This window comes from Pseudomonas sp. MDT2-39-1 (assembly GCF_054898085.1).
Genome location: NZ_CM142716.1, coordinates 4,063,787 through 4,087,654, shown reverse-complemented (window position 1 = coordinate 4,087,654; position 23,868 = coordinate 4,063,787). Strand labels below are relative to the sequence as shown.

Sequence of the window (23,868 nt, the reverse complement as noted above, 5' to 3'; positions counted from 1 at the left end):
TGCTCAAGGAATGAACATGTCTGTTGCTATTGAAAAACAACTTAACGAAAGCCTGCGTGATGCGCAGCTCGGGCTCTATCTGTCTGCGATAGCGCCGCAAGACAAGACGCCGCAAGCCTTGAAGATCGCAGAGCACCTCAAGACGGCTGATGATCTTTACCACTATTGGCTGCTTGACGTGCTGGTCAGCCAAGACGTGCCGACCAGCCCGGTAGCCTGCGCGATTGCCAGTCTTCAGCAATACATCAATAGCATTCTGGCCAACATGGAGCCGGGTTATCACACCGCGCAGATTCCAACCGACCAGGTCGACACCTGGCGCACTGTCCTGCATCACTATCAGGCCTGGGCCACCAATCAGCGCCTGTACTATTTCCCGGCGGCTTACCTTGATCCGACTCTGCGCAAGACCCGCACCGCAAGCTTCGAGCAACTGGAAAACGACCTCAACCGCAACCAGCTCACGGCCGAATCCGCGCAAACTGCTGTGCTGGCCTATCTGAACAGACTGGAGGAAGTAGCCAACCTGCAAATCGTCAACGGTTACATCGACGGCAGCGATTTCGCCAACAGCACTTACTACTTCATTGCCAAATCCCGTGCGGCCAATACGTGGTATTGGCGCTCGCTGGACATGGCCTGTCGCCCCTTCGTGGCCGGCTCCCGGACTGCCAAATATGATGCGCCGGAACCGCAAGCATGGTCCGACTGGCACCGCATCAATCTACCGGTTTCCGACAGCACCCTTGAACACACCATTCGCCCGGTCATGTTCAACAATCGCTTGTATGTGATCTGGGCGGAATGCGTGTTTCAGGATCAGGCGAGCAGAGAAGAAAACAAGGGCAAAACCTATCCGTTGTTTCGTCTGAACCTGTGTTTCAAGAAATACGACGGGAGCTGGAGTACGCCGCAGACCTGTGTTCAAGGTTATTGTTCGGACGGAACAATTGGAGGTATGAACCTGAAGAAACTCAGGGAATACACACGAACCATAACCACCTGCGATCAATCGTCTTCGTCTCTCTGCATTGCTTTACATCTTGGTGAGTTTGAACGTGAAGATGTGAGTCTTCCCTTTGTTGATTTCTGCATGTGGGCCATGATCGATAAAGATGCCTTGATTGAGTCAAAAGTAATTCCACGCAGTGAATTGGACAGCGAGAAAGACAACACCCTTCTCAGGCTTCTTGGGTGCTGGCCTTACTCCAAGGCGAAAATGCTTCAATTCAGTTATCTATCAGGTTCGCCGACAGCTCCCAGTATTGAATTCCATCTGGACAACGCATTAGGTACAACAGAATTCATCGATTTCTCAAAGTCTGGAATCAAAAACAGCGAAGTTCAGACTTCCCTGCCTCGCCATCCCATCCGAATGAACATCACCTTCGCCCGACACCTGATCGAGCGCGCAGAAGACAGCATGGACACCTTGCTGAGCTGGTCCTCTCAGCACCTGCAAGAGCCTCCTTTCGAAAGCGGAAAACCGCCCGAGCAACTGGACTTTTACGACGCCTACGGTCGCTACTTCGTCGAGTTGTTTCTCTACCTGCCCTGGCTGGTGGCACACCGCTTTAACCAGGAGCGTCAATACGGCGAAGCCGAACGCTGGTTGCAGTACCTGTTCAATCCCGCCCGAAAAGCAGTCAGTGGCAGCAACCCTGACTACTGGAACGCAGTGCCTCTGATGACCGGCACGCCCAAGCCCGGCCAACCCAGCTACGCCCTCCAGGGACCACAGGATCCGCACCAGATTGCACTGAGCCATCCCGTGCACTTTCGCAAAGCCCTGTACATGCTCTACCTCGATATTCTGCTCAACCGTGGCGACACCGCTTACCGCCAGTTGTCTCCCGACAGCCTGACCGACGCGAAGCTCTGGTACCTGCGCGCACAGGACCTGTTGGGCCCGCGACCGGATGTCAGGCAAACCGATCTATGGACAACGATCAAATTGAGAGCGTTCAGCGAGGAGCCCAATACAAAACTGCGTGAGTTTGAAAAAGCCTTGGGAGAAGCAGGCAAACACCTATCGACAACCGTCGCCCCAGAGCAGACCCCTCAAGTGTGTGTTCGCCCTTACGTCCATTCACATTCTGCCCATGCGATTGACGCGCCGCATTCGCGCTTGCCCTTCAACCCCGTGTTGTTCCCCCGCTGGGAAAAGCTCGAAAGCCGCCTGCATAACCTGCGACATAACCTCGACATTGTGGGTCGCCCCTTGAGGCTTGCGTTGTTCGCGACTCCAGCCGCTTCAAACAAACAGCACGGCGCCAACCCTTCTCGCGCTGCGGAGCCCGGTCTGGCCCAGCGACTGGGCACAGAGATCCCGCCTTACCGTTTCAGTGCCCTGCATGCCCATGCCATGAGTGCGATAGACACGGTGATTCAGTTCGGCGAAACGCTCATGTCGTTTATCGAGCGCAGCGAGCAGGCCAGCTATCAGGAACTTCAGCAACAGCACATATGGGATATCGCCACCGTTGCGGTGGACCTGCAGACCCAGGCCCTGAAGATCGATCATAAAAACCGCGAAGCGTTACTGGCCAGTAAAGCCATCGTCGAAAGCCGCCGTGATTACTACAGTCAGCGGGTCAACGAGGTCGTCAATCTGGAAGAAGTGACGGCCGCCGCGTTCCATCTGGAGGGGCGTATCGCTGAAGCAGGCGCCCATGCGGCTCATGCCGGCGGTCAAAGCCTGAAAGTGGTTCCCAACATTTTTGGCCTGGCGGACGGCGGGGCTCGTCTGGAGGGCGGCCCCCTTGCCATGATGGCCATGGCGCAAGGGGTGGCAACCGCCGCCTATGGCGCGGGCGAAGCCCTCGAGCGTGCCGCGCAGTATCGACGCCGCCATCAGGATTGGACCCTCGCTCGCGATCAGGCAAAGCTCGAAATCGCCCAGATTGATGCACAGCTTGCACTGGAGGCTGAACGAGAGATCGCTTCACGACTGTTGTTACAACAGACTCAAACGTCGCTGGCTCAAGCCCGGGCCTCTTACGACTTTCTCAGCCAGCGCTTCACCAACTCACAGCTTTACCAGTGGTTCACCCATCAGCTCTCCAGCTTCTACTACCAGGTGTATGACTCGACGCTCTCCCTGTGCCAGTTCACCGAACGGAGCTGGCGATACGAGACGGCCGACACCACCACTCAACCGTTCTTCCAGAACCAGACCTGGAACAGCACCTACCGCGGACTCGGCCCTGGCGAGCGCATGAAGCTGGGCTTGATGAAGATGAAGAATGCCTGGCTGCTGGGCAACGAGCGCGAACTGGAAATCCGCAAGACCGTGTCGTTGAGCAAACTCCACCTAAAGGAAAATATCACGCCATCCATCAACAAACCCTGGAACGGTGCGCTAGCAGCTGACAACACGCTCATCAAAGGAATGAAGGCCATCCTGCTGGATACGGGCTCTTACGAGTTTGAATTGACGCAGGCCCTGTTTGATAACGACTACCCGGGGCATTGCCTGCGCCGGATCAAGAGCATCAGTATTTCACTGCCGGCCATCCTCGGTCCCTATGAAGATATCCGTGCCACGCTGACCCAGACCGGCAGCGAGGTCGTCCTGCCCGGCGCCGACAAGATCGTCATGAAAAGTCTGCGCGCCAATCAGCAAATTGCCCTGTCCACAGGCATCGACGACAGCGGTCTGTTCACCTTGAGCTTTCAGGACGAACGCTACCTGCCCTTCGAATACACCGGAGCGGTATCGAAATGGCAGTTGTCATTCCCCAATCATGCGGCTCAGAAAAGCGTGCTCGAATCCCTGACCGATATCATCGTGCACGTGCAGTACACCGCCAGGGCAAATGGTGGTGCGCAATGAGCGAACACGCCGCCCTCCCTGTCATTCCTCCTGCCTTGCCCAAGGGCGGGGGGGCGATTCAAAGCATCGGTAACGGCCTCGGTGCAATCGGCTCCAGCGGGAGCGCTTCCTGCGAGATTCCGCTGCCCATTTCACCCGGTCGCGGATATGCCCCGGCCCTTGCCTTGCGCTACAGCAGTGCTCAAGGCAACGGGGTGTTCGGCCTCGGTTGGAAACTGTCGCTGCCGACCGTCACACGACGCACCCACCTGGGCGTTCCGTCCTACACCCGTGATGATTTGTTCATCGGCCCCGACGGCGAGGTGTTGATGCCTGAGCGGAACCGGACCACCGGCGTGATCGAATCCAGCCAAAAGCTTTACAGCGACGGCACACGGCAGATGGAACACACAGTCGTGCGCTATCGACCGCGCATCGAAACCGCCTTCAACCTGATCGAGCATTGGTCCAGTTCAACAGACGAACCGGGCTTCTGGCTGATACACAACGCCGACGGCAGTCAGCATCTGTTTGGAAAAACGCCATCGGCACGCCGTGCGGATCCCGATGCGCTATCGCACGTGGGCGAGTGGTTGCTTGAAGAGAGCATGAACCCTCATGGCGAGCATATTGTGTATGAATACAACGCGGACCCGGTCTCGGCGCAGGACCCTGCCGACAGCCGTGCCCAGCGTTACCTCGGGCGGGTACGCTATGGCAATTTTGAAGCTGACGCTCAGTTGTACTCAGGCAAAGTCGGGGGGCTCAAGGACGTACGTTGGCATTTCGAAGTGTGCTTCGACTGCGGTGAGCGCAGCACTGCACTGGATGAAAAACCTGCTTATCGAGCAACAAAAGAGTCACCGCTACGGAGCGATCCCTTCTCGGATTTTTCCTATGGATTCGAGCTGAGAACCCGACGTTTATGCCGGCAGATTCTGATGTTTCATCACTTCCCCGATGAAACATCAATGGGCCCTGAGCCGGTACTGGTTCGCCGCAGCGTGATCGAGTATCAAACCAGCCCCCATTCCTATAGCTGCCTGAGCGCAGCACTGGACCAGGCTTACGACAAGAACACCGCTCAACTCCATCCCCCCCTCGAATTCACCTACACCGACTTCTCGCTTGAACCTGACGTGCAGCGCTTCAAACCGTTCGAGGCGCTGTCCGGGTTCAATCATCAACAGCGCTTTCAATTCGTCGATCTACTGGGGGAAGGACTGCCCGGCGTACTGCACCGAACCGACAAAAGTTGGCGGTATAGCCAACCGGTGCGCGATGACTTGGGAGGGGATCATGTCACGTACAAAGCGTTGAGCGATCTGCCACATATCCCGTCAGCCGACAGCCGCAAACCCACCCGACAGTTTCTCGGTAACCTCAATGCAAACGGACGCCCGGACTGGATCGTGGCGCAACCGGGGCTCAGTGGTTTCTTCACGCTGAAACCCAACGGCACCTGGTCGAACTTCACCCCGATGGACGCCGTTCCGACAGAGTTCTTCCATCCTCAAGGGCAACTGGCCAATCTGATGGGCGCCGGGCTCAATGATCTGGTCATGCTTGGCCCGCGCAGTGTTCGCCTGTATGCCAACCAGAAAGGCGCAGGCTTCGTCGCCGCAACCGAAGTCGATCGCGGGGCTGATGAGGATGACCTGCCTCTGCCCGGCAACTCATCCAGCGAACTGGTGGCCTTCAGCGACATTCTCGGCAGTGGACAACAGCATCTGATCCGTATCCGCCGCAACGAAGTGAAATGTTGGCCCAACCTCGGTCGGGGACGCTTCGGTAGAGGTCGGGTGATCGCCACACCGGAGCTTTCATTGGAAGAGTTCGATTCATCGCGTCTTTTGCTGGCCGACCTGGATGGCTCTGGAAGCGCAGACCTTATTTATCTGGAACCCCACTGCGCACGGATTTTCATGAATCTATGCGGCAATGGCCTGAGCCCGGCGATCGACATGCCATGGCCCGCAGGTGTCAGCTATGACCGGTTCTGCCAGGTCAGCGCCACCGACCTGCAAGGACTCGGCTGCTCCAACCTGGTTTTCAGCGTACCGGGGGCAACGCCGCGGCATTGGCGATGCGATTTCGTCAGCACCAAACCCTATTTGTTGCATTCGACAAACAACAACATGGGCGCCGACGGCAGCATCAATTACCGCAGTTCGGCACAAGAGTGGCTGGACGAAAAAAGACAGGTACGCAAAAACAAAAAAACGGCGATTTCGCGCTTGCCGATTCCGCTGTTTCTGGTCAAGCAGCAAACTCGACTCGACGAAACTACCGGGAATGTTCTAATCCAAAAATTCAAGTATCGGCGCGGTTTTTACGACGGCACCGAACGCGAATTTCGGGGCTTCGGCCTGCTCGTGCAAACCGACATGGGTGGTGATAAAGCAAGCAATCTGCACACCGTACCGACATTGACCAAAACCTGGTTCCATGTCGGCGATGAAGTTGATCTGATCATCCATGATCGAGATTACAGCGACGAAAAAGCCGTGCTTCTCAAACAAACCATCCAGAACCTGGGTGAAAGCTGGACGCCGCGCAGCGACCGGCATGTTCCGGCCAACACTTGGTCCAGAGCGCGCCGGCGTGAAATCGCCCGGGCGCTGAACGGGCGTCTCTTGCGGGTAGAGGTTTACGGCCAGAATCAGGGCAACCAGTCAAAGCGTCCGTATTCGGTGCAACAACATCGCTACAAGGTCAACGAACTCAAGGGCATGGGCAAGCACAGCCCTTATTCGATCCTGCACCCGGTGCTGGCGGAGTCAATTCACTATCAGTACGAACGCTTCCCGCAAGATCCGCGCTGCACCCACACGATCAATCTGAACTGGGACGCCTACGGTTACCTGATCCACCATCTGGAGATCAGCTATGCCCGGCGCACAACAGCGGACGATGCCTGTCCCTTTACCGATTCCTGGGAGAAAAAATGGTGGGCCGACGCCCATGACGAAGCCCAGCAGTTCTATTACGTGACCGAACATAAAGCCCAATTCATTCACATCAGCACCGTGCAGAACAGGCGGCTTGGCCTGCCTTATCTGCGACGTACGAATGCTCTGAAACTGCCAAAAGCACCGCTGGCCGAAGGCCTGGCGCCTTCAGGCATCAACCATGAGGCGCTGCTGATCCTGGGCGCTTCAGCTGCATGGAGAGCGCGACAGGTCATGACCGGTCTGTCTTTACAGCGTTATGGAAAACCTGATGCCAGTGGACCCTTTGCGGATGGGCAGGCCAGTGTCGAGGCGTTGGTCGATCACACGGAAACAGCCGAGCTTAATGAGTTGGCGTTGAAGGTTTACGACGTACTCAAATCGCAGGCTCCGTCTTTTGATTTGATCCGACGCCTCGAACACGCTGGCTACAAAAAAATGCCCATCGCCTTACCGGGCGATGCTGAGTGGGATAAGCGGGACAAACTTTGGTCGGTACGCCGACACTTCGTCACGTATAACAAACTGGATGGTTTTTTCAAACCGTCGAGTTTTAAACAGAGCCCGCAACAGGGGCAAACCACCTTCACCCATACCCCTTATTTCTGCCTGACCACCGACATCAAGCTGCCGGACAACTGCACGACCACAGCGTCCAACATCGACTACCGAATACTCCAACCCACTCGGCTCACCGACTCCAATAGCGTTGTCCAGGAATCGTCGTACGATGCATTCGGACATGTTCACGCCATCACCCATTTCAAAAGCAGCACCGATGGAAAAATCGGGTTCGCGCCACTTTCCACCTATATTCGTCGCTATCACGGTCGGCCTGACCTCGCTGTCGAAAACCCGCAACAGGCGTTACAGCAAGTCGCGAGCGCTTACTTCTACGATGCGTTCAGCTGGATGGGGCGCATTGAGGCCGCAACACCGCAGGACCAAGAATGGTGCAAAGGGGCAATTGCCAAAGGCGATCTGCTGCCCGGTGGGTACATCCGCGCAGGCGCCCGTACGCGTCTGGCCCGCAGGGACATCAATAAAACCCCTTACGAACAAGCACTCCAGACGAAGATCCAAAGCGTGCAGCGCGAACCGGTTCACTGCGCTACGTTGCAGGCAGATCGATACCTCAACGATTCCGAAAGCAAAGAAATTCGCATCGGAGTCGAGTGCTGGGATGGCTTTGGCCGGCCGTTGCAAAGCAAACACAACGCCGGCAGAGGAACAGCGTTAGCGGTCAACGATGACGGCACATTGACGTGGAAAAACGGTAACCCGCAAGAACACGAAGTCAGCCTTCGCTGGCGTGTCAGCGAGCGCATTGAATACGACAACAAGGGCCTGGTGACTCGTAAATATCGGCCGTACTTCAGTGACCGGCACCGCTACATCAATGATGAGTCCCTGCGCACATCAGGCCTTTGCGATCGATATTTCCATGACCCCATGGGCCGACTCATTCGCGTCATCAATGCCAAGGGTGATGAACGTCGTCATACCTGGCATCCCTGGTACTCCATCACCGAAGACGAAAACGACACCCAGCCCGAGCTGCCAGCGCAAGGAGGTGCGCAATGAGCGTCAATGTTCATCGCCACACTCCGACCCTGAACGTCATCGACGGCCGTGGTCTTGCGCTACGCGAAGTCCGTTACTTGTGCAACGAATCGATCAAGACGCCAGAAGCCCGTATCACGCGTTACCGGCATGACATCAGCGGACAGATCATTGAGCACTACTCGCCCGCAACCCCGGTTGGCTTGACCACCGCAGACTCAAGGCAAGTCAGCAGCCTGTCGGGGGCCACGTTTCTGATCGACAGCATCGATGCCGGCTGGCGTCTGACGCTTTTTGGCGAAGCCGGCCAGGCGCTGGACAACTGGGACTCGCGCGGTAGCCATTGGCAGACCGACTATGACAACCAGCTGCGTCCACTGGCCATCCACAAAGAATCCACACAGCAATCCCGTCAGGCCATCGAGCGCTTTACCTACGCAGCCAACTCAACCGACGATGCGAAAACCAACCGGTGTGGACGGTTGATTCGCCACGATGATCCGGCTGGCAGCGTGCTTTTTTCCGGGTATGACCTGACGGGAAAACTGCTCAGCCAAACGCGCCATCTACTGAAAGATCAACACGCCGCGCACTGGCCGGAAGATCTTGATGAGCGTGCAGTTTTGCTCGAAAGCGGTACCGGCCATCCCACCACCTGGCGCTACGCTCCGACCGGCGAAGTCCTCGAGCAAATTGACGCCAAAGGGCATATGCAACGCTTCTGGTTTGATGTTGCCGGCCAGTTGCACAAAGTCACCCTGCAACTCAGCGGCACGACGCAACAGAAGCTGCTGCTCGATCAAGTCAGCTATAGCGCGCAAGGTCAGATCGAATCACAGATCCTGGGCGGCAAGATCACCAGCACGGCGATGTATGCGCCTGAAAACGGCCGCATGATCCAGCGGTGCATTTCGCGCACAAACACCCACGTGCTTCAGAAACTGCATTACGCCTACGACGCGGTCGGCAACGTATTGAATGTCGAAGACCACAGCAAACCCGAGCAGCACAACGCCAATCAACGCGTAAGGCCGGTAAGCACTTATGCCTACGACAGCCTGTATCAACTGGTCAAGGCGACGGGCCGGGAAGAGCAGGCAGCAAGCATCCGCGCGGCGCTTCCTGCCTGGCTACCCAGCCCGGCAGACCGCAACCGACTGCTCAATTTCACTCAGCGTTACACCTACGACGAACGCGCCAACCTGACCACGCTGCAGCATCAGCGCGAAGGTAATAACTACACCCGCGAGATGCGCATCGCCCCCGACAGCAATCGTGGGTTGTCATGGAAAACAGGTGATCCGCCCCCCGACTTTGCAACCGGCTTCGATGCCAACGGCAATCTGCAGAAACTGCAATCCGGGCAACCGCTGGTGTGGAACGCGCGCAACCAATTGCAAAGCGTGACCCTGGTAGAGCGCGCCGAGCAGCAAGCGGATACAGAAAGTTACCTCTACGACGGCAGCGGCCAGCGAGTTCGTAAACGGCAAACCCAAAAGGCCCACGCCCTCGCCCACTGCCGCGACGTCCTGTATTTGCCTGGCCTGGAAATCCGGGAAAGCACGTCGGAAAAACTCGAGGTCATCACAGTTCAAGCGGGAACCTGCAACGTTCGGTGCCTGCACTGGAGCCTGGGAACACCGTCAGCCATCACCAATGACGCGTTGCGCTTCAGTTTCGACGATCACTTGGGTTCCAACACAATGGAACTGGATGGCGAAGGCCACCTGATCAGCGAGGAAGGTTATTACCCCTTTGGCGGCACGGCGTGGAGAGCGGCGCGTAACGTGCTGGAAGCGAAATACAGAACCCTTCGCTACTCGGGCAAGGAGCGTGATACCAGCGGGCTGTATTACTACGGCCAGCGGTATTACGCGCCATGGTTGCAACGATGGATCAGCCCGGACCCCACGGGCACGGCTGACGGCTTGAACCTGTATTGCATGGTGGGGAACAACCCGGTGCGATTTGCGGATTCGCGGGGGCTGGCGCGCGATGATCTGGTCAACGTTCCCAGCGTGCTCGACTACTACGACCGGTTTTCGGTGAAAACCGTTTCGATGACAGACGCTCCAAGGCTATTTGCAGAAGCAAAAAGCCAGAAACTGGCCGAACTGCAGACTCAATTTCCCAATCGGACGAATCCTCTGACACCCAAGGAAATCGCCGGGGTCGAAGCCACTCACCCAGCGTTCAAGGCCTATACGAAAAAGAAACTGAATGAGCACACCGCACACGCTGCGGTCACGACGGTGGACGGAAGCTTTTCGTCCTGGGGGCATTTCAACTTCCCGGAACTGCTGGGGGACAGGCCCTATCCAGGGATCGCCCTCTTTCGCAATCCTTTCCCCTCAACAAACGGGCCAGGGGACCTGGGGATCTTTGAAGTCACCCGTCCTGAGACCTACATGGCTCAAGTTGAACGCGATTACGCCAATCAGAATGACGTCACCCTCCACCCGGCGCTGGCCAGGGACATCCGCGACCATTCAGGTCACTCCGGACATTTATTCCCTATTCAGTCCGGCACCCCTGGGCGTCATGCGGAAGTGCGGAGCAGGAACGCGTTGCTCAATCACTCGCCGAGTGCAAGCGTCCCGCCTGAAAACATCTTTGTGATGACTCAACGACTCAAGGGCTTTTCCGATTCCCGGCAAGCCACCGATTTCCCTACCTGCATGAACTGCAATGCCTTGATCCCGAGGGACATCAACATCCCCACCGGCCGACTGGAGCCCATTGACTACGCCGCGCATGTGCAATCGATGCGGTCATCCAGAACCCAATACCTGCGCGCCGCCAATCCGTAAGTCAGTGTTGCTTTACATGCAGATCGCGTTGGTAAATACCAACCGGTTCCCGAACGGATCACTGATGGTCATGTCCTGGCTTCCCCAGGGCATGGCCTGAATCTGTGGGTGGGAAAACGGATATTCCTTCGCCAGCAGTTGCTGCTGAAACGCCTCAAGTTCGTCGGTCTCGATCCGCAAGGCCGAACCCGGCGTGCTGTCACCATGGTGTTCGGACAGGTGCAGCACGCATTCGCCACGGGAGACTTGCAGGTACAACGGGAAATTCGCTTCGAAGCGATGCTGCCAGTCGACGGTGAACCCCAGGAAGTCGACGTAGAACTCCAATGCCTTGGTCTCGTCGAAAATCCGCAGGATCGGGGTGGTTTTGCCGAAGCTCATTGGGTTGCTCCCTGACTGAAAAGACACCCATTGTAGTTGGGCTGGATGTCAGCGCTTCGGCTTGGCGATGGCTTTCTTTAATTGCAATGTGCTACTACGCGAAGCAGTTCAAAAAGATTTGTCGACTGGCTGATCGCTTTCGCCGGCAAGCCTGGCTCCTACAGGGGATTGTGGAGGCTCTGAAAACCCGCGCGCAGATCCCCTTCCCGCGCCAGAAACCGCCCTTCCCGTTTGCCGTTCGCCTGGCCTTCGCTGTAACTCAACACCCCGTTGACCCACACCCCCTCAATCCCCTCCGCCGCTCGTTGCGGGTCATTGAAGTCCGCCACGTCGCGAATGGTCAGCGGATCGAACAACACCAGATCCGCCCAATGTCCTTCACGAATTTCACCCCGTTCCTTCAAGCCGAAACGCGCCGCCGACAGCCCGGTCATTTTGTGTACGGCGGTGTGCAGCGCAAACAGCCCGACGTCACGACTGAAATGCCCAAGCACCCGTGGGAAAGCACCCCACAAGCGCGGATGCGGGAACGGGTCTTCCGGCAAGCCGTCAGACCCCACCATCGACAACGGATGGGCGAGGATTCTTCGTACATCGTCCTCGTCCATTCCGTAATACACCGCACCGGCCGGTTGAAGTCGGCGGGCCGCTTCGAGCAGCGGCACGTTCCATTCGGCGGCGATGTCCATCAGGTCGCGACCGCCCAGCTCAGGGTGCGGCGTGGACCAGGTGATGGTGATGCGATGGGCGTCGGTGACTTGCTTGAGGTCCAGCGTCGAAGAACTCGCCGCGTAGGGATAACAATCGCAACCCACCGGATGAGTTTTCGCAGCCTCCTCAAGCGAGGCCAGCAATTGCGGACTACGCCCCCAATTGCCGGCCCCTGCACATTTGAGGTGGGAAATGATCACCGGGGATTTCGCATGCCGGCCGATCTGGAACGCCTCGTCCATCGCCTCCAGCACCGGTTCGAATTCGCTGCGCAAATGGGTGGTGTACACCGCGCCGAATGCCGCCAGTTCTTCGGTCAGTTGCATCACTTCATCGGTGGACGCCGAGAACGCGCTGGCGTAGGCCAGACCGGTGGATAAGCCCAAGGCGCCGGCCTCGAGACTTTCGCGCAGTTGCTCGCGCATCGCGCTGATTTCATCCGCCGTGGCGGTGCGAAACAGGTCGTCGAGGTGGTTGCTGCGCAACGCGGTGTGACCCACCAGTGCGGCAACGTTCAGCGTGGTGTTCGCCGCTTCGACCGCTGCGCGGTAATCGCTGAATGTCGGATAAACAAAGGCTGCCGAGGTGCCGAGCAGGTTCATCGGGTCCGGCGGATCGCCGCGCAAACTCACCGGTGACGCGCTGATCCCGCAGTTGCCGACAATCACCGTAGTCACGCCCTGGCTGAGCTTGGGCAACATCTGCGGCTGGCGGATCACCACCGTGTCGTCGTGGGTGTGCACGTCGATAAAACCAGGCGCCAACACGCGGCCGGCGGCGTCGATTTCTTCGCTGGCAGTGGCATCGTGCAGGTCGCCGATACGCTCGATGCGGCCATTCAGAATCGCCACATCGGCGGGATAACCCGGGCTGTTGCTGCCGTCGATGATCAGGGCGTTGCGAATCAGCGTGTCGTACATCATGTCAGTCTCCCAACGGCAAGTGATCGTCGCCGCCGCGGTAATCGTCGAGGGTGAGTTTGATCCGCCGCAGACGTTCTTGATTGTCTTCAGGATTGGCCAGCGCCAGCTCGGTGGCAAGCACGTCGATGGCCAGCAGCATGCCGTAGCGCGCCGCGGTGGGTTTGTAGATGAACGAGGTCTCGACGCCTTGCAGCGGCAGCAGCACATCCGCCAATTGCGCCAGCGGCGAATCGGCGCGGGTGATGGCGATAATCCGTGCGCCGTAGTTGCGCGCCAGCTCGACGGCTTCGATGAGTTCGGGGGTGATGCCGGTCAGCGAGCAGGCAATCACGGCGCGTTCGGCATCGAGGCTGGCGGCGGTGACGCGCATCATCACCGGGTCGTGGCACGCCGCAATCGGGTAGCCGAATCGCACCAGCCGCACTTGCAATTCATCGCTGCACAAGGTCGAGCAGCCGCCCATGCCGAACGCATGAATCATCCGCGCCTTGCCCAGCAGTTTCACCGCATCGGCGAAACGCGACTCGTCGAACGCCGACAAGTGCTGGCGCAAGGTCGACTCGATATCACCGACGATTTGTCCGTAAAACGCCGACTGGTCAGGCGTGCCCGCCGGGTCGAGGAAACGGCTGCCGACGCCACTGGCCTGGGCCAGTTGCAGGCGCAGATCGCGCAGGTCGCGACAGCCCACCGTGCGGGCAAACCGCGACAGCGTGGCGGTGCTGACTTCAGCTCGCTGCGCCAGCTCATCGAGGCTGGCGGCGGAAGCAAAACCTACGTCGTCGAGCATCAGCCGCGCGATGCGTCCTTCACCGGCGCTGAAGGAATCCTGGCGGGCGCGGATCTGATAGAGGATGTCCATGGCAGGCGGCTCCGGTTAGATCAGGTAAGAAAGACCCACGGTCAGCGCGAAAGCGACCACCGAAATGATGGTCTCGAGCACGGTCCAAGTCTTAAAGGTCTGGGCAACGGTCATGTTGAAGTATTCCTTGATCAACCAGAAGCCGCCGTCGTTGACGTGGGAAAAGATAACCGACCCGGCACCGGTCGCCAGCACCAGCAACTCGGGGTGCGGATAACCCAGACCAATGGCCACCGGCGCCACAATCCCTGACGCCGTGGTCATCGCCACGGTGGCAGAACCGGTGGCGATCCTCATCAACGCCGCAAACAGCCAGCCCATGATCAGCGGCGACAGGTGAAACTCGTCGGCCAGGCTGACGATCTGGTTGGTCACGCCCGCATCGACCAGAATCCGGTTCAACCCGCCGCCGGCGCCGACCAGCAAGGTGATGCTGGCGGTCGGTGCCAGGCATTCGTTGGTGAATTTTAGGATCGATTCGCGGTTGAAACCCTGGGCAATGCCGAGGGTCCAGAAACTCAGCAGGGTCGCCAGCAGCAAGGCAATCACCGAGTTGCCGATGAACAGCAGGAACTGGTTGAAACCGCTGCCCGGCGTGGAGATCAGGTTGGCCCAGCCGCCGATCAGCATCAGCACCACCGGCAACAAAATGGTCGCCATGGTGATACCGAACCCCGGCAGGCTGTCGCGCGGTTCGCGGTCGAGGAACTGCCGCTCCAGCGGGTTTTCCGCCGGCAGTTGAATGCGCGGCACGATGAATTTGGCGTACAGCGGGCCGGCGATGATCGCGGTCGGAATGCCGATCAGAATCGCGTAGAGCAAGGTCTGCCCCACCGACGCCTGATACACCTGCACCGCCAGCATCGCCGCCGGGTGCGGCGGCACCAGCGCGTGCACCACCGACAGACCGGCGACCATCGGCAAGCCGACCATCAGAATCGACACGCCAACGCGGCGCGCCACGGTGAAGGCAATCGGCACCAACAATACAAAACCGACCTCGAAGAACAGCGGCAGCCCGACCAGGAAGGCGATGCACACCATGGCCCAGTGCGCGTTCTTCTCGCCGAAACGGTCGATCAAGGTCCGCGCCACCTGCTCGGCGCCGCCGGACTCGGCCATCATCTTGCCGAGCATCGTGCCCAGCGCCACGACCAGCGCAATGTGCCCCAGGGTTTTGCCGACCCCGGCCTCATACGCGCCGACCACCCCAGACGGCGGCATACCCGCCAGCAGCGCGAGGCCGATGGACACCAGGGTGATCACGATGAAGGGATTGAGTCGGTAGCGGGCGATCAGAACGATCAGAGCAATAATGGCGATGGCGGCATACACCAGCAGCCAATAGCCGAAGGACAGGGTCATGCGGTACTCCTCGAAAGGGTCACGTCGAAAGTTTTGTGAAACTCTTAAAACATTTCGAGAGGTGAAACTCAAACGAGGTGAAAGTTATTTTCGTAGAGGGATAAGGGATGTCGCACAGGGGTATGCGAGGTCGGTAGATATGAAAATCAGGCAGGCGGATTTACATCATCTTCGCGCTGATCGTTCCCACGCTCTGCGTGGGAATGCAGCCGGGGATGCTCTGCGTCCCCAAAAGCGGACGCGGAGCGTCCGGTGAGGCATTCCCACGCAGAGCATGGGAACGATCGGCTACCACTCTCAGTCGTGATTCACACGTGCACGCTTGAGCAATTTCTTGCAACGCTCGGACAAGTGCAGCACGCGCAAATGCTTGCCGGCCTTGGCATAGCGCTCACGCAGCGTCTTGAGCGCGGCGATGGCCGAATAGTCGACGAAGCTCAAATGGCGGCAGTCGATGGTCACGACAGGCGGGTCGTTGGCAGGATCAAATTGATTGAGAAAAGGCGTAGTCGAGGCGAAGAACAGCGTGCCATGCAGGTGATAGAGCTTGCTGCCATCGGCTTCGATATGAGCGTCGGCGTACAGCTCGCGGGCCTGCTGCCAGGCGAAGTTGAGCGCCGCAATGATGATCCCGCACAGCACGGCGATGGCCAGATCGGTGAACACCGTGATGACCGTGACCGCAACGATCACCAATACATCGTTCAGCGGCACCTTGTTCACCACCCGTAACGAAGCCCAAGCGAACGTCTGTTGCGACACCACAAACATCACCCCGACCAGTGCGGCCAACGGGATGCGCTCGATCAGCGGCGACAAAAACAGAATGAACAACAGAATCAGCACCCCGGCCACCACACCGGACAGCCGGCCACGACCACCGGAACTGAGGTTGATAACCGTCTGGCCGATCATCGCGCAGCCCCCCATGCCACCAAACACGCCGGAGACCATGTTGGCCGCGCCCAACGCTACGCACTCCCGATCCGGGAAGCCACGACTCTCGGTGATCTCGTCGGTGAGGTTCAGGGTCAGCAAAGTTTCCAGCAGCCCGACCAGCGCCATCAATATCGCGTAGGGCGCGATGATGCGCAGGGTGTCCAGACTCCACGCAATGTCTGGCAGCGCAAACGTCGGCAAGCCGCCAGCGATGTGAGCCATGTCGCCCAAGGTGCGCGTCGGCAGACCGAGCAGATACACCGCCAGCCCGACGCTCAGGATCGCCACCAGCGCCGGCGGCACGGCACGCGTCAGGCGCGGCAGCAGGTAAACGATCGCCATCGTCAGCACCACCAACCCGGTCATCAGGTACAACGGCATGCCGCTGAGCCAGGTTTCACCATTCTTGAAGTGTTCAAGTTGCGCCAGCGCAATGATGATCGCCAGGCCGTTGACGAAGCCGAGCATCACCGGATGCGGCACCATGCGCACCAGTTTGCCCAGCTTCAGCAGCCCAAACGCCAGCATGATCAGGCCACCAAGCAATACGGTCGCGAGCAGATACTGAACACCGTGCTGCACCACCAGCGCGACGATCACCACCGCCATCGAACCGGCCGCACCTGACACCATCCCCGGCCGACCGCCGAACAGCGCGGTCAGGGTGCAAATGATGAAAGCGCCGTAAAGCCCCATCAGCGGATTGAGGTGAGCCACCAGCGCGAAGGCAATGCATTCGGGTAGCAGGGCGAAAGACGTGGTGAGTCCGGCCAGGACATCGGCGCGCAGACGTTTTGGTTTCATGGGGGACCGGACACAGCAGGGAAAGAGGGAGCGGATGTTACGGAATTGAGGGCAGCCCGGCCAGTTGTTGGCACTTAGGAAACGCATTCGCGGGCAAGCCTCGCTCCTACAGGTTTTGCGTCGCTCGCTAATTCCGTGAACGACACAAAACCCCGTAGGAGCGAGGCTTGCCCGCGAAGAACGATGACGCGGTTTAAGGCGAACTCAAACCATCTCGTCCCGAATCCATTCGACCACCGACGTCCGCTTCGGCACCCAGCCCAGCAACTCACGCGCATGCTTGCCGCGCACCCGGCTGTTGGAGCCCAAACCATAGTTGGCCATTTCATAACCCCATTCGGCTTCGGCCTCTTTCAACGGCCAGTCTTGCGCCTTGCCGAGTTTCAGGGCTTCAGCCATGGCTGTGGTCATGTCGATGAACGACGCCTCACCACTCTCGACGAAGTAGAACGTACCCGGTACGTTTTTTGTCAGTGCCAGCAGGTACAGGGACACCACGTCTTCGATGTGTACGTTGGACCAGATGTTCTGACCCGTACCGACATGCCGGACCACGCCACTTCTACGCGCCTGCTTCAGCAAGCGCGGCAACTGCACGCTGTCGCGATTGACGCCCAGGCTGTGGCCGTAAATCAGGGTGTTGCAGATGACGCCCGAATTCACGCCGTCTTTCGCCGCTGCGAGGATCAGGTTGTCGATGGCTACGCGAGCAGCCTTGTCGACGGTCGGCTCCGGCAGGTTATCTTCGAAATAGATGACGTCGCTGGATTTGCCGCCCGACGCATCGCCGACGATGCTCGAACCGCTGGTGTGCAGGAAGACTTTGTTGGCGCCGCGCAAGGCATTGAGCAAGGCTTCCACCGCGCCACGATGGTCGCTGCTGGCGGCGTTGATCACGGCATCGGCAGCGCGGGCCTGTTCGGCCAATAGTGCGCTGTCGTCAAGAGTGCCGATTACCGGGGTGATGCCCAGGGCGCTCAGTTAAGTGGCTTGGTCGGCGTTGCGCACCAGACCGGTGACCTTGTGGCCCGCCCGGACGAGACCGGTGGCGATGGAGCCGCCGATGAAACCAGCGGCGCCTGTAACGAATACGTTCATGGAGAAACTCCCTGCGTGAATAAGTGATGCATTGAGTATCGAGGACCGTCCCGTGACGAAACAGACCCACTTACCCAAATCACTCTTGCGCAGGAGTCACGAATCAGCCTTTGAAGTCCGCATTCGCATAAGCCGCCAATTTGCCCTGGATGAAGTCCAGGAAGCACTGAATCCGTAGGGCAAGTTGCGAGTTTCGGTAGTACACCGCGTTGATCGGCTGGCGATAGCCGCTGTTGAAATCCGCCAGCAGCACCTGCAATCGCCCCGCACGAATGTCGTCGATCGTCATGAAGTGCGACAGACAGGCGATGCCTTGGCCTTCCAGCGCCAGGTGCCGGATCGTCTCGCCGCTGGAAGCGCTGATCGACGCCTGAATCGGCCAACGATCACCGTGCACATACCGCAGCGGCCACTGGTTGAGGCCTTCGTTCTGGGTAAAGCCCAACAACGCATGCCCGGTCAGGTCCGCAACAGCCGCCGGCGTGCCGTGTTGCTCAAGGTACGCCGGACTGGCGACGATGTGCAGCGGGCTGCAACCCAGCGAGCGCGCGTGCAACGTCGAGTCCGCCAGTGTGCCGATGCGGATGGCGATGTCGGTGCTTTGTTCGAGCAGGTCGATGATCAGGTCGTTGCTGTTGAGTTCGAGCTGGATGTCCGGGTAGAGGCCGCGGAACTCATCGATGTACGGCACGATGGCGTGCAGCATGAACGGCGAAGCGGCGTTGATCCGCAGACGCCCGGACGGGGTTTGCTGGCGTGAGGTCAGGCGTTCTTCGAGTTCGTCCATCTGATCGAGAATCAACTTGGCGTGTTCGAAGAAATACTTGCCCTCCTCCGTCAGGTCCATGCGCCGCGTGGTGCGATTGATCAGCGTGGTATCGAGTTTCGCCTCCAGCCGCGACAACGTACGGCTGACCGCCGAAGGCGTCTGCCCGACCTGTTCGGCCGCCGCGGAAATCGACCCGCACTCAATCACGCAGACGAAAATCTGCAACTCATCGGATCTGGCTTTCACGGATGCCCCTCATCGATCAATTCAGCGCCGGCCTTGTAGGAGCCAGGCTTGCCGGCGAAGGCGTCCGCTAAAAAGCCTTCGCCGGCAAGCCTGGCTCCTACAGGTTCTGGCTTCAGGTATCGATAGTAACCGAGCTCACGCCTTGAGGCCGAACACCTCGGTCAGGTGCTGTTCATAACGCGCCACATCACCCTCGATATTCGGACGCTTCATCACATCGACGGCCAGGAAGGTCGGCAAGCCGGTCATGCCGAGGAATTCGTTGGCCTTGTGAAACGGGAAGTACACCGCGTCCACGCCCTTGCCTTCGAAAAAGTCAGTCGGGTCGTCGAAGGCTTGCTGCGGCGCGTTCCAGGTCAACGACAACATGTATTGCTTGCCGTGCACCAATCCACCGCTGCCGTACTTTTGCGAGGCGTCGGAACGGGTGCGACCATCACTGGCATAGAGGCTGCCGTGGCCTTCGGTGAAGACTTCGTCGATGTACTTCTTCACGGTCCACGGCGCGCCCATCCACCAGCCGGGCATTTGATAAATGATCACGTCGGCCCAGAGGAATTTGGCGACTTCTTCGGCGACATCGTACCCCTCGTCGATGAAAGTGGCTTTCACGTCGACACCGCCACGGTCCAGCACGCTCAACGCGGCCTCATGCAGGGTGGTGTTATAGCGGCCATCGGAGTGGGCGAACTTTTTGCCGCCATTGAGCAACAGGACTTTTTTCATGAGAAATCTCGGAAGGTTCGAATTCGATGGCGGCAGAGTAACGACCTGCCTCGCGCGGAATAAGCGTTGAATTCGCACAATTCATTTGACCAATACGCACGAATCGATAGGCGATTGTTGCCATACACTTGCGCCGATTCTGAACTTGAGGAGATTTCTGATGAGTGAAATGCAAGGCTTCATCTTGCACGCCAAGACCCGCCCGGAAAAATCCGACGCCTTCGAAGCGTTTTTCAGCGGCTATGTAGAAGCCAGTCGCGCCGAGCCCGACTGCATCGAGTACCACATGCTGCGCGACAAACAGGACCCGACATTGTTTATCTTCCACGAGATCTGGCAGTCCCAGGCCCACCTCGACGTGCACTCGAACCTGCCGCACATGCAGCAGTTCCGTGACATGAGCATGGAATACCTGGAGCAGGACTTTGATATCCGCGCCATCGAGAAGCTGAGTCCGTCTTCCTCTACCCGCTGATCAGCAAGTGACCGCCGAGCACGCCGAGGCCGATGAAGAACACCCGCTTGAACAGCACAGCGCTGATCCGCTGGCGCAACCATTGGCCAAGCAACATCCCGAGCACTGCCGGGATCAACACCAGTAACGACGCACTTAACTCGCCACCGCCGAGGGCGCCGCGCCACAACAGGCCGGCGGCCAGGGCGAGGGTCGAGACGGTGAACGACAGGCCCTGCGCCTGCACCAGTTCATCCTTGCTCAAACCCAAGGCTTGCAGATAAGGCACAGCCGGAATCACGAAGACACCGGTGGCGGAAGTGATGACGCCCGTCAGCACGCCGCACAGCGGACCGAGCCAGCACTCGGTTCGACCTTCGACGCGCAAGGTCGGCAGGAATAAACCGCTCAGCGCGTAAAGCAACAGCGCCCCTCCCAACGCCCGCACCCCCCAATGACCTCCGGCCATGCCGATCCATACCGTGCCCGCCCCGGTGCCGATGAAGATCGCCAGGAGCATTGGCCACAACCGTTTGATCAAGCCGAGCAAATGCCCACCGAATGCCAGTTGCCAGACATTGGTGAGGGTTGCGGGAATGATCAACAGCGCCGCAGCCTGCGACGGCGCCATAGCCAGACCGAGCAGGCCCATGGCGATGCTGGGTAATCCGAGGCCGATCACGCCTTTGATCATGCCGGCCAGTAGAAAAGTGGCGATCACCAGCAAGGAAAGGGCCAGACCGAGGTTTTGATAGAACGCGGCGAGAGTATTCATGGGGCTATCGTGAGCCTGGATTGGCCGATTGAAAATCTGCCATATATTGAGGCTGCCTCTTGTTTTGGCAGAGGCTTAAGAATGTATCGATGCAACTGACGCCTTCGCGGGCAAGCCTCGCTCCTACAGGTTTGCTGTGTTCATCCGGACGCCATCAACCCCGTAGGAGCGAGGCTTGCCCGCGAAGGCGTCCGTCCAGACAACACACCTCCTGAGGCTGTACCGATGCACTTCGACCTGACCGACCTGCGCCTCTACCTCAACATCCTCGACACGGGCAACATCACCGCCGGCGCCGCCCGCAGCCATTTATCCCTGGCAGCCGCGAGCGCACGAATCCGCGCCATGGAAGCCTCGCTAGGCATCGACTTCCTGGACCGCGGTCGTCGCGGTGTCACGCCGACACCGGCAGGCAAAGCCCTGGCGAAACACGCCCGAGCCCTGCTGCAACAAGCCGAACGCATGCAACAGGACTTGGCCGAATACGCCAAGGGCGTCAAAGGTCAGGTGCGGTTGCTGTGCAACACCACCGCGATCACCGAATACCTGCCGGAGTTGCTCGCCGACTTTCTGCGCGAACATCCGAACCTCGACATCGACCTTCAAGAGCTGCCCAGCGCCCGCATCACCCATGCGTTGCGTCAGGGGGCGGCAGACCTCGGGATCGTGTCCGACGCGGTGGACACCGATGACTTGCAAACCCGGCCGTTTCGCGATGACCCGCTGGTGTTGATCCTGCCCCACAATCACCCGCTGGCCGATACCGAATCGCTGAGTTTCAGCGATACCTTGCACCACGACTACGTAGGACTTAACGCTAACAGCGCCCTGGCCGTATACCTCGAAGAACAAGCACTACACATCGGTTCACGCCTGCAAATCCGCATCCGCGCCGACGGTTTCGAGGGCGTGATGCGCATGGTCGCTCGCGGTGCCGGTCTGGCGATCGTGCCCTTGGCCGCCGTCGACCGCTGGCCAGGTGCGCTGCCCTTCAGAAGCCTCGCACTGCAAGAACCCTGGGCCCAACGCAAACTCCTGCTCTGTGCGCGGGACTTTGCGACGCTTCCCGGTTATGCGAAAGCGTTGCTGCATGCCTTGACTCTCCCCTGAGGGGCAGACTTTATCCTTGGGGTTTGATCTTCAAGGACTGAAACGATGGGCAAACGAATTCTGATCATCCTCGGTCATCCTTCCAGCAGCAGTTTCTGCGCCGCACTCGCGGAGCGTTACGCACAGTCAGCGTTGCGCGCCGGGCATGAGGTGCGCCAGTTATTTCTCGGCAACATGGATTTTGATCCAGTGCTGCGCGAAGGTTATCAGCAGGTTCAGCCGCTGGAGGCCGACTTGCGTCAGGCGCAGGCCGATATCCTGTGGGCCGAGCATCTGACACTGGTGTATCCGATCTGGTGGGGTGGAGTTCCGGCGTTGCTCAAGGGCTTTTTCGATCGGGTGTTCCTGCCCGGTTTCGCTTTCAAGTACCGCGAAGGCAAAGCCTTTCCCGACAAACTCCTGCACGGTCGCAGTGCGCACTTGTTGGTAACCATGGACACGCCGCCCTGGTATTACCGCTGGATCTATCGCATGCCCGGACTGCATCAGGTCCGCAAAACAACCCTGGCTTTTTGCGGAATAGAACCTCATCGAACGCTCACCTTTGGCCCGATTCTCGGCGCCAGCGCCGGGCAGCGTGAGGCTTGGTTGCTGCAAGCCCAGGCTATCGCCAGCCGCTGAGTCTGCCGATAATGTGCCCGGGCTTCACCACGGTAAAAAAGGACTTTTCATGTACATCGGCCAAGCCGCGCAGCGCTCCGGAACGACGATCAAAAGCATCCGCCATTACGAGTCGATCGGTCTGCTTCCTGCCGCTCAGCGGTTAGGCAAATACCGTGTCTATGACCAGCATAGCGTCGAGCTGCTGATCTTCATCAAGTGCGCTCAGCAACTGGGTTTCAGACTCAAGGAGTTGCAGGCGATCTTCGCCGGACATAAAGAGCCGCAAATGCCGTGGGATTTGGCCCGTCAGGTCATCGCTGTCAAGAAACAGGAAATCGGCGAGCGAATCGCGGCTCTATCGCTGCAACACTCGCAATTGGTCGAGTTCGAAGCCAGCCTCGAACAGGCCAGGGTCGATTGCCCACTGAACAGTCTATGAGGGCAATGCGCGTTTATGGACAGCTCAATGTCGAGCACAGACAACTGACCGGATGCGGGGCGCTATAGGGTGCGGCTTCAGTTCTCTTATCCACTGCCCCGGAGTCCACATGACCGCACCCATTACCGTCCTTCGCGACACTCACCCGCTGCCGGTGCTCGACGCCTGCAAATGGGAAAAACTCGAAGGCGACCCGCACACCGTCAACCTCAACGCCTACACCAGCGAAGACGGCAGCAAGATCATGGGCACCTGGATCTGCACGCCGGGCAAGTGGTATGTGGAATACGTGAAGTGGGAATACTGCGATTTCCGCGAGGGGTACTGCATCATCACCCCGGAAGGCAAAGAGCCGATCCATCTGCGCGCCGGTGATATTTTCGTGATTGAGCCGGGGATGAAAGGCACGTGGGAAGTGGTTGAAACCGTGCGCAAGTACTTCGTGTTTGCCTGATGCAAAAAAACCGGGAGATCACCCGACATGATTTCCCGGTAAATGTCGATGCGCAAACGCAGTACCTGTGG

At 58.8% G+C, this 23,868-nt stretch carries 16 protein-coding genes and 1 pseudogene; 8 read left to right on the top strand and 9 right to left on the bottom strand.

Translation table 11 applies throughout. The annotated features are described in order from the left end of the window. Positions 1-16 precede the first annotated feature (16 nt). From ACYZTM_RS19120 to ACYZTM_RS19110, 3 genes are read left to right on the top strand one after another with little or no spacing between them, the layout of a single operon-like run. Positions 17-3,835 carry a Tc toxin subunit A-related protein gene (locus tag ACYZTM_RS19120; RefSeq protein ID WP_461984066.1) on the top strand — a complete coding sequence of 1,273 codons (3,819 nt, stop codon included), beginning with the start codon at positions 17-19 and terminating at the stop codon, positions 3,833-3,835. Beyond that, the gene (locus tag ACYZTM_RS19115) at positions 3,832-8,349 is read left to right on the top strand and encodes a SpvB/TcaC N-terminal domain-containing protein (RefSeq protein ID WP_461984064.1); all 4,518 of its coding nucleotides are present in this window, start codon (positions 3,832-3,834) and stop codon (positions 8,347-8,349) included. Before ACYZTM_RS19120 ends, ACYZTM_RS19115 begins: the two co-directional genes overlap by 4 nt. Next, the gene (locus ACYZTM_RS19110; RefSeq protein ID WP_461984062.1) at positions 8,346-11,138 is read left to right on the top strand and encodes an RHS repeat-associated core domain-containing protein; all 2,793 of its coding nucleotides are present in this window, start codon (positions 8,346-8,348) and stop codon (positions 11,136-11,138) included. Before ACYZTM_RS19115 ends, ACYZTM_RS19110 begins: the two co-directional genes overlap by 4 nt. 12 nt (positions 11,139-11,150) lie before the next feature. Here ACYZTM_RS19110 and ACYZTM_RS19105 read toward each other — a convergent pair whose 3' ends face one another. From ACYZTM_RS19105 to ACYZTM_RS19070, 8 genes and pseudogenes are all read right to left on the bottom strand, one after another. Then, positions 11,151-11,519 carry a glyoxalase superfamily protein gene (locus tag ACYZTM_RS19105; RefSeq protein ID WP_461984060.1) on the bottom strand — a complete coding sequence of 123 codons (369 nt, stop codon included), beginning with the start codon at positions 11,517-11,519 and terminating at the stop codon, positions 11,151-11,153. Between the two features lie 158 nt (positions 11,520-11,677). Then, positions 11,678-13,153, bottom strand: a complete 1,476-nt coding sequence (locus ACYZTM_RS19100) for an N-acyl-D-amino-acid deacylase family protein (RefSeq protein ID WP_461984058.1) — start codon at positions 13,151-13,153, stop codon at positions 11,678-11,680. A 1-nt stretch (position 13,154) separates the two neighbouring features. Beyond that, entirely contained in the window at positions 13,155-14,015 is an 861-nt protein-coding gene (locus tag ACYZTM_RS19095; protein WP_461984056.1) for a MurR/RpiR family transcriptional regulator, read from the bottom strand. A 15-nt stretch (positions 14,016-14,030) separates the two neighbouring features. Then, positions 14,031-15,380, bottom strand: a complete 1,350-nt coding sequence (locus tag ACYZTM_RS19090; RefSeq protein WP_131060841.1) for a GntT/GntP/DsdX family permease — start codon at positions 15,378-15,380, stop codon at positions 14,031-14,033. Between the two features lie 297 nt (positions 15,381-15,677). Further along, positions 15,678-17,123: a SulP family inorganic anion transporter gene (locus ACYZTM_RS19085; protein WP_461984053.1), complete on the bottom strand. Its 1,446-nt coding sequence runs from the start codon at positions 17,121-17,123 to the stop codon at positions 15,678-15,680. Between the two features lie 204 nt (positions 17,124-17,327). Further along, a pseudogene (locus ACYZTM_RS19080) lies at positions 17,328-18,221 on the bottom strand (NAD-dependent epimerase/dehydratase family protein). 103 nt (positions 18,222-18,324) lie between these two features. Further along, positions 18,325-19,236: a LysR substrate-binding domain-containing protein gene (locus ACYZTM_RS19075; protein WP_461984051.1), complete on the bottom strand. Its 912-nt coding sequence runs from the start codon at positions 19,234-19,236 to the stop codon at positions 18,325-18,327. A gap of 135 nt (positions 19,237-19,371) precedes the next feature. Then, entirely contained in the window at positions 19,372-19,962 is a 591-nt protein-coding gene (locus tag ACYZTM_RS19070) for an NADPH:quinone oxidoreductase MdaB (RefSeq protein WP_131060844.1), read from the bottom strand. Between the two features lie 160 nt (positions 19,963-20,122). Between ACYZTM_RS19070 and ACYZTM_RS19065 the strand changes: the two genes are divergently transcribed. After that, positions 20,123-20,437: a putative quinol monooxygenase gene (locus tag ACYZTM_RS19065; protein WP_131060845.1), complete on the top strand. Its 315-nt coding sequence runs from the start codon at positions 20,123-20,125 to the stop codon at positions 20,435-20,437. Here the strand turns inward: ACYZTM_RS19065 and ACYZTM_RS19060 are convergent. Then, complete coding sequence (locus ACYZTM_RS19060; RefSeq protein WP_131060846.1) at positions 20,427-21,191, bottom strand: sulfite exporter TauE/SafE family protein; 765 nt, start codon at positions 21,189-21,191, stop codon at positions 20,427-20,429. The genes ACYZTM_RS19065 and ACYZTM_RS19060 overlap by 11 nt on opposite strands. A 225-nt stretch (positions 21,192-21,416) precedes the next feature. On the opposite strand from ACYZTM_RS19060, the gene ACYZTM_RS19055 reads away from it, so the two are divergent. The 4 genes from ACYZTM_RS19055 (at position 21,417) to ACYZTM_RS19040 (ending at position 23,797) form a co-directional block, all read left to right on the top strand. Continuing rightward, complete coding sequence (locus tag ACYZTM_RS19055) at positions 21,417-22,301, top strand: LysR substrate-binding domain-containing protein (RefSeq protein ID WP_461984048.1); 885 nt, start codon at positions 21,417-21,419, stop codon at positions 22,299-22,301. Between the two features lie 45 nt (positions 22,302-22,346). Beyond that, complete coding sequence (locus ACYZTM_RS19050) at positions 22,347-22,922, top strand: NAD(P)H-dependent oxidoreductase (RefSeq protein WP_131060847.1); 576 nt, start codon at positions 22,347-22,349, stop codon at positions 22,920-22,922. 49 nt (positions 22,923-22,971) lie between these two features. After that, on the top strand, positions 22,972-23,343 hold the full coding sequence (locus tag ACYZTM_RS19045; protein WP_461984046.1) for a MerR family transcriptional regulator: 372 nt from the start codon (positions 22,972-22,974) through the stop codon (positions 23,341-23,343). Between the two features lie 109 nt (positions 23,344-23,452). Continuing rightward, entirely contained in the window at positions 23,453-23,797 is a 345-nt protein-coding gene (locus ACYZTM_RS19040; protein ID WP_007946320.1) for a cupin domain-containing protein, read from the top strand. The last annotated feature ends 71 nt before the right edge of the window (positions 23,798-23,868 follow it).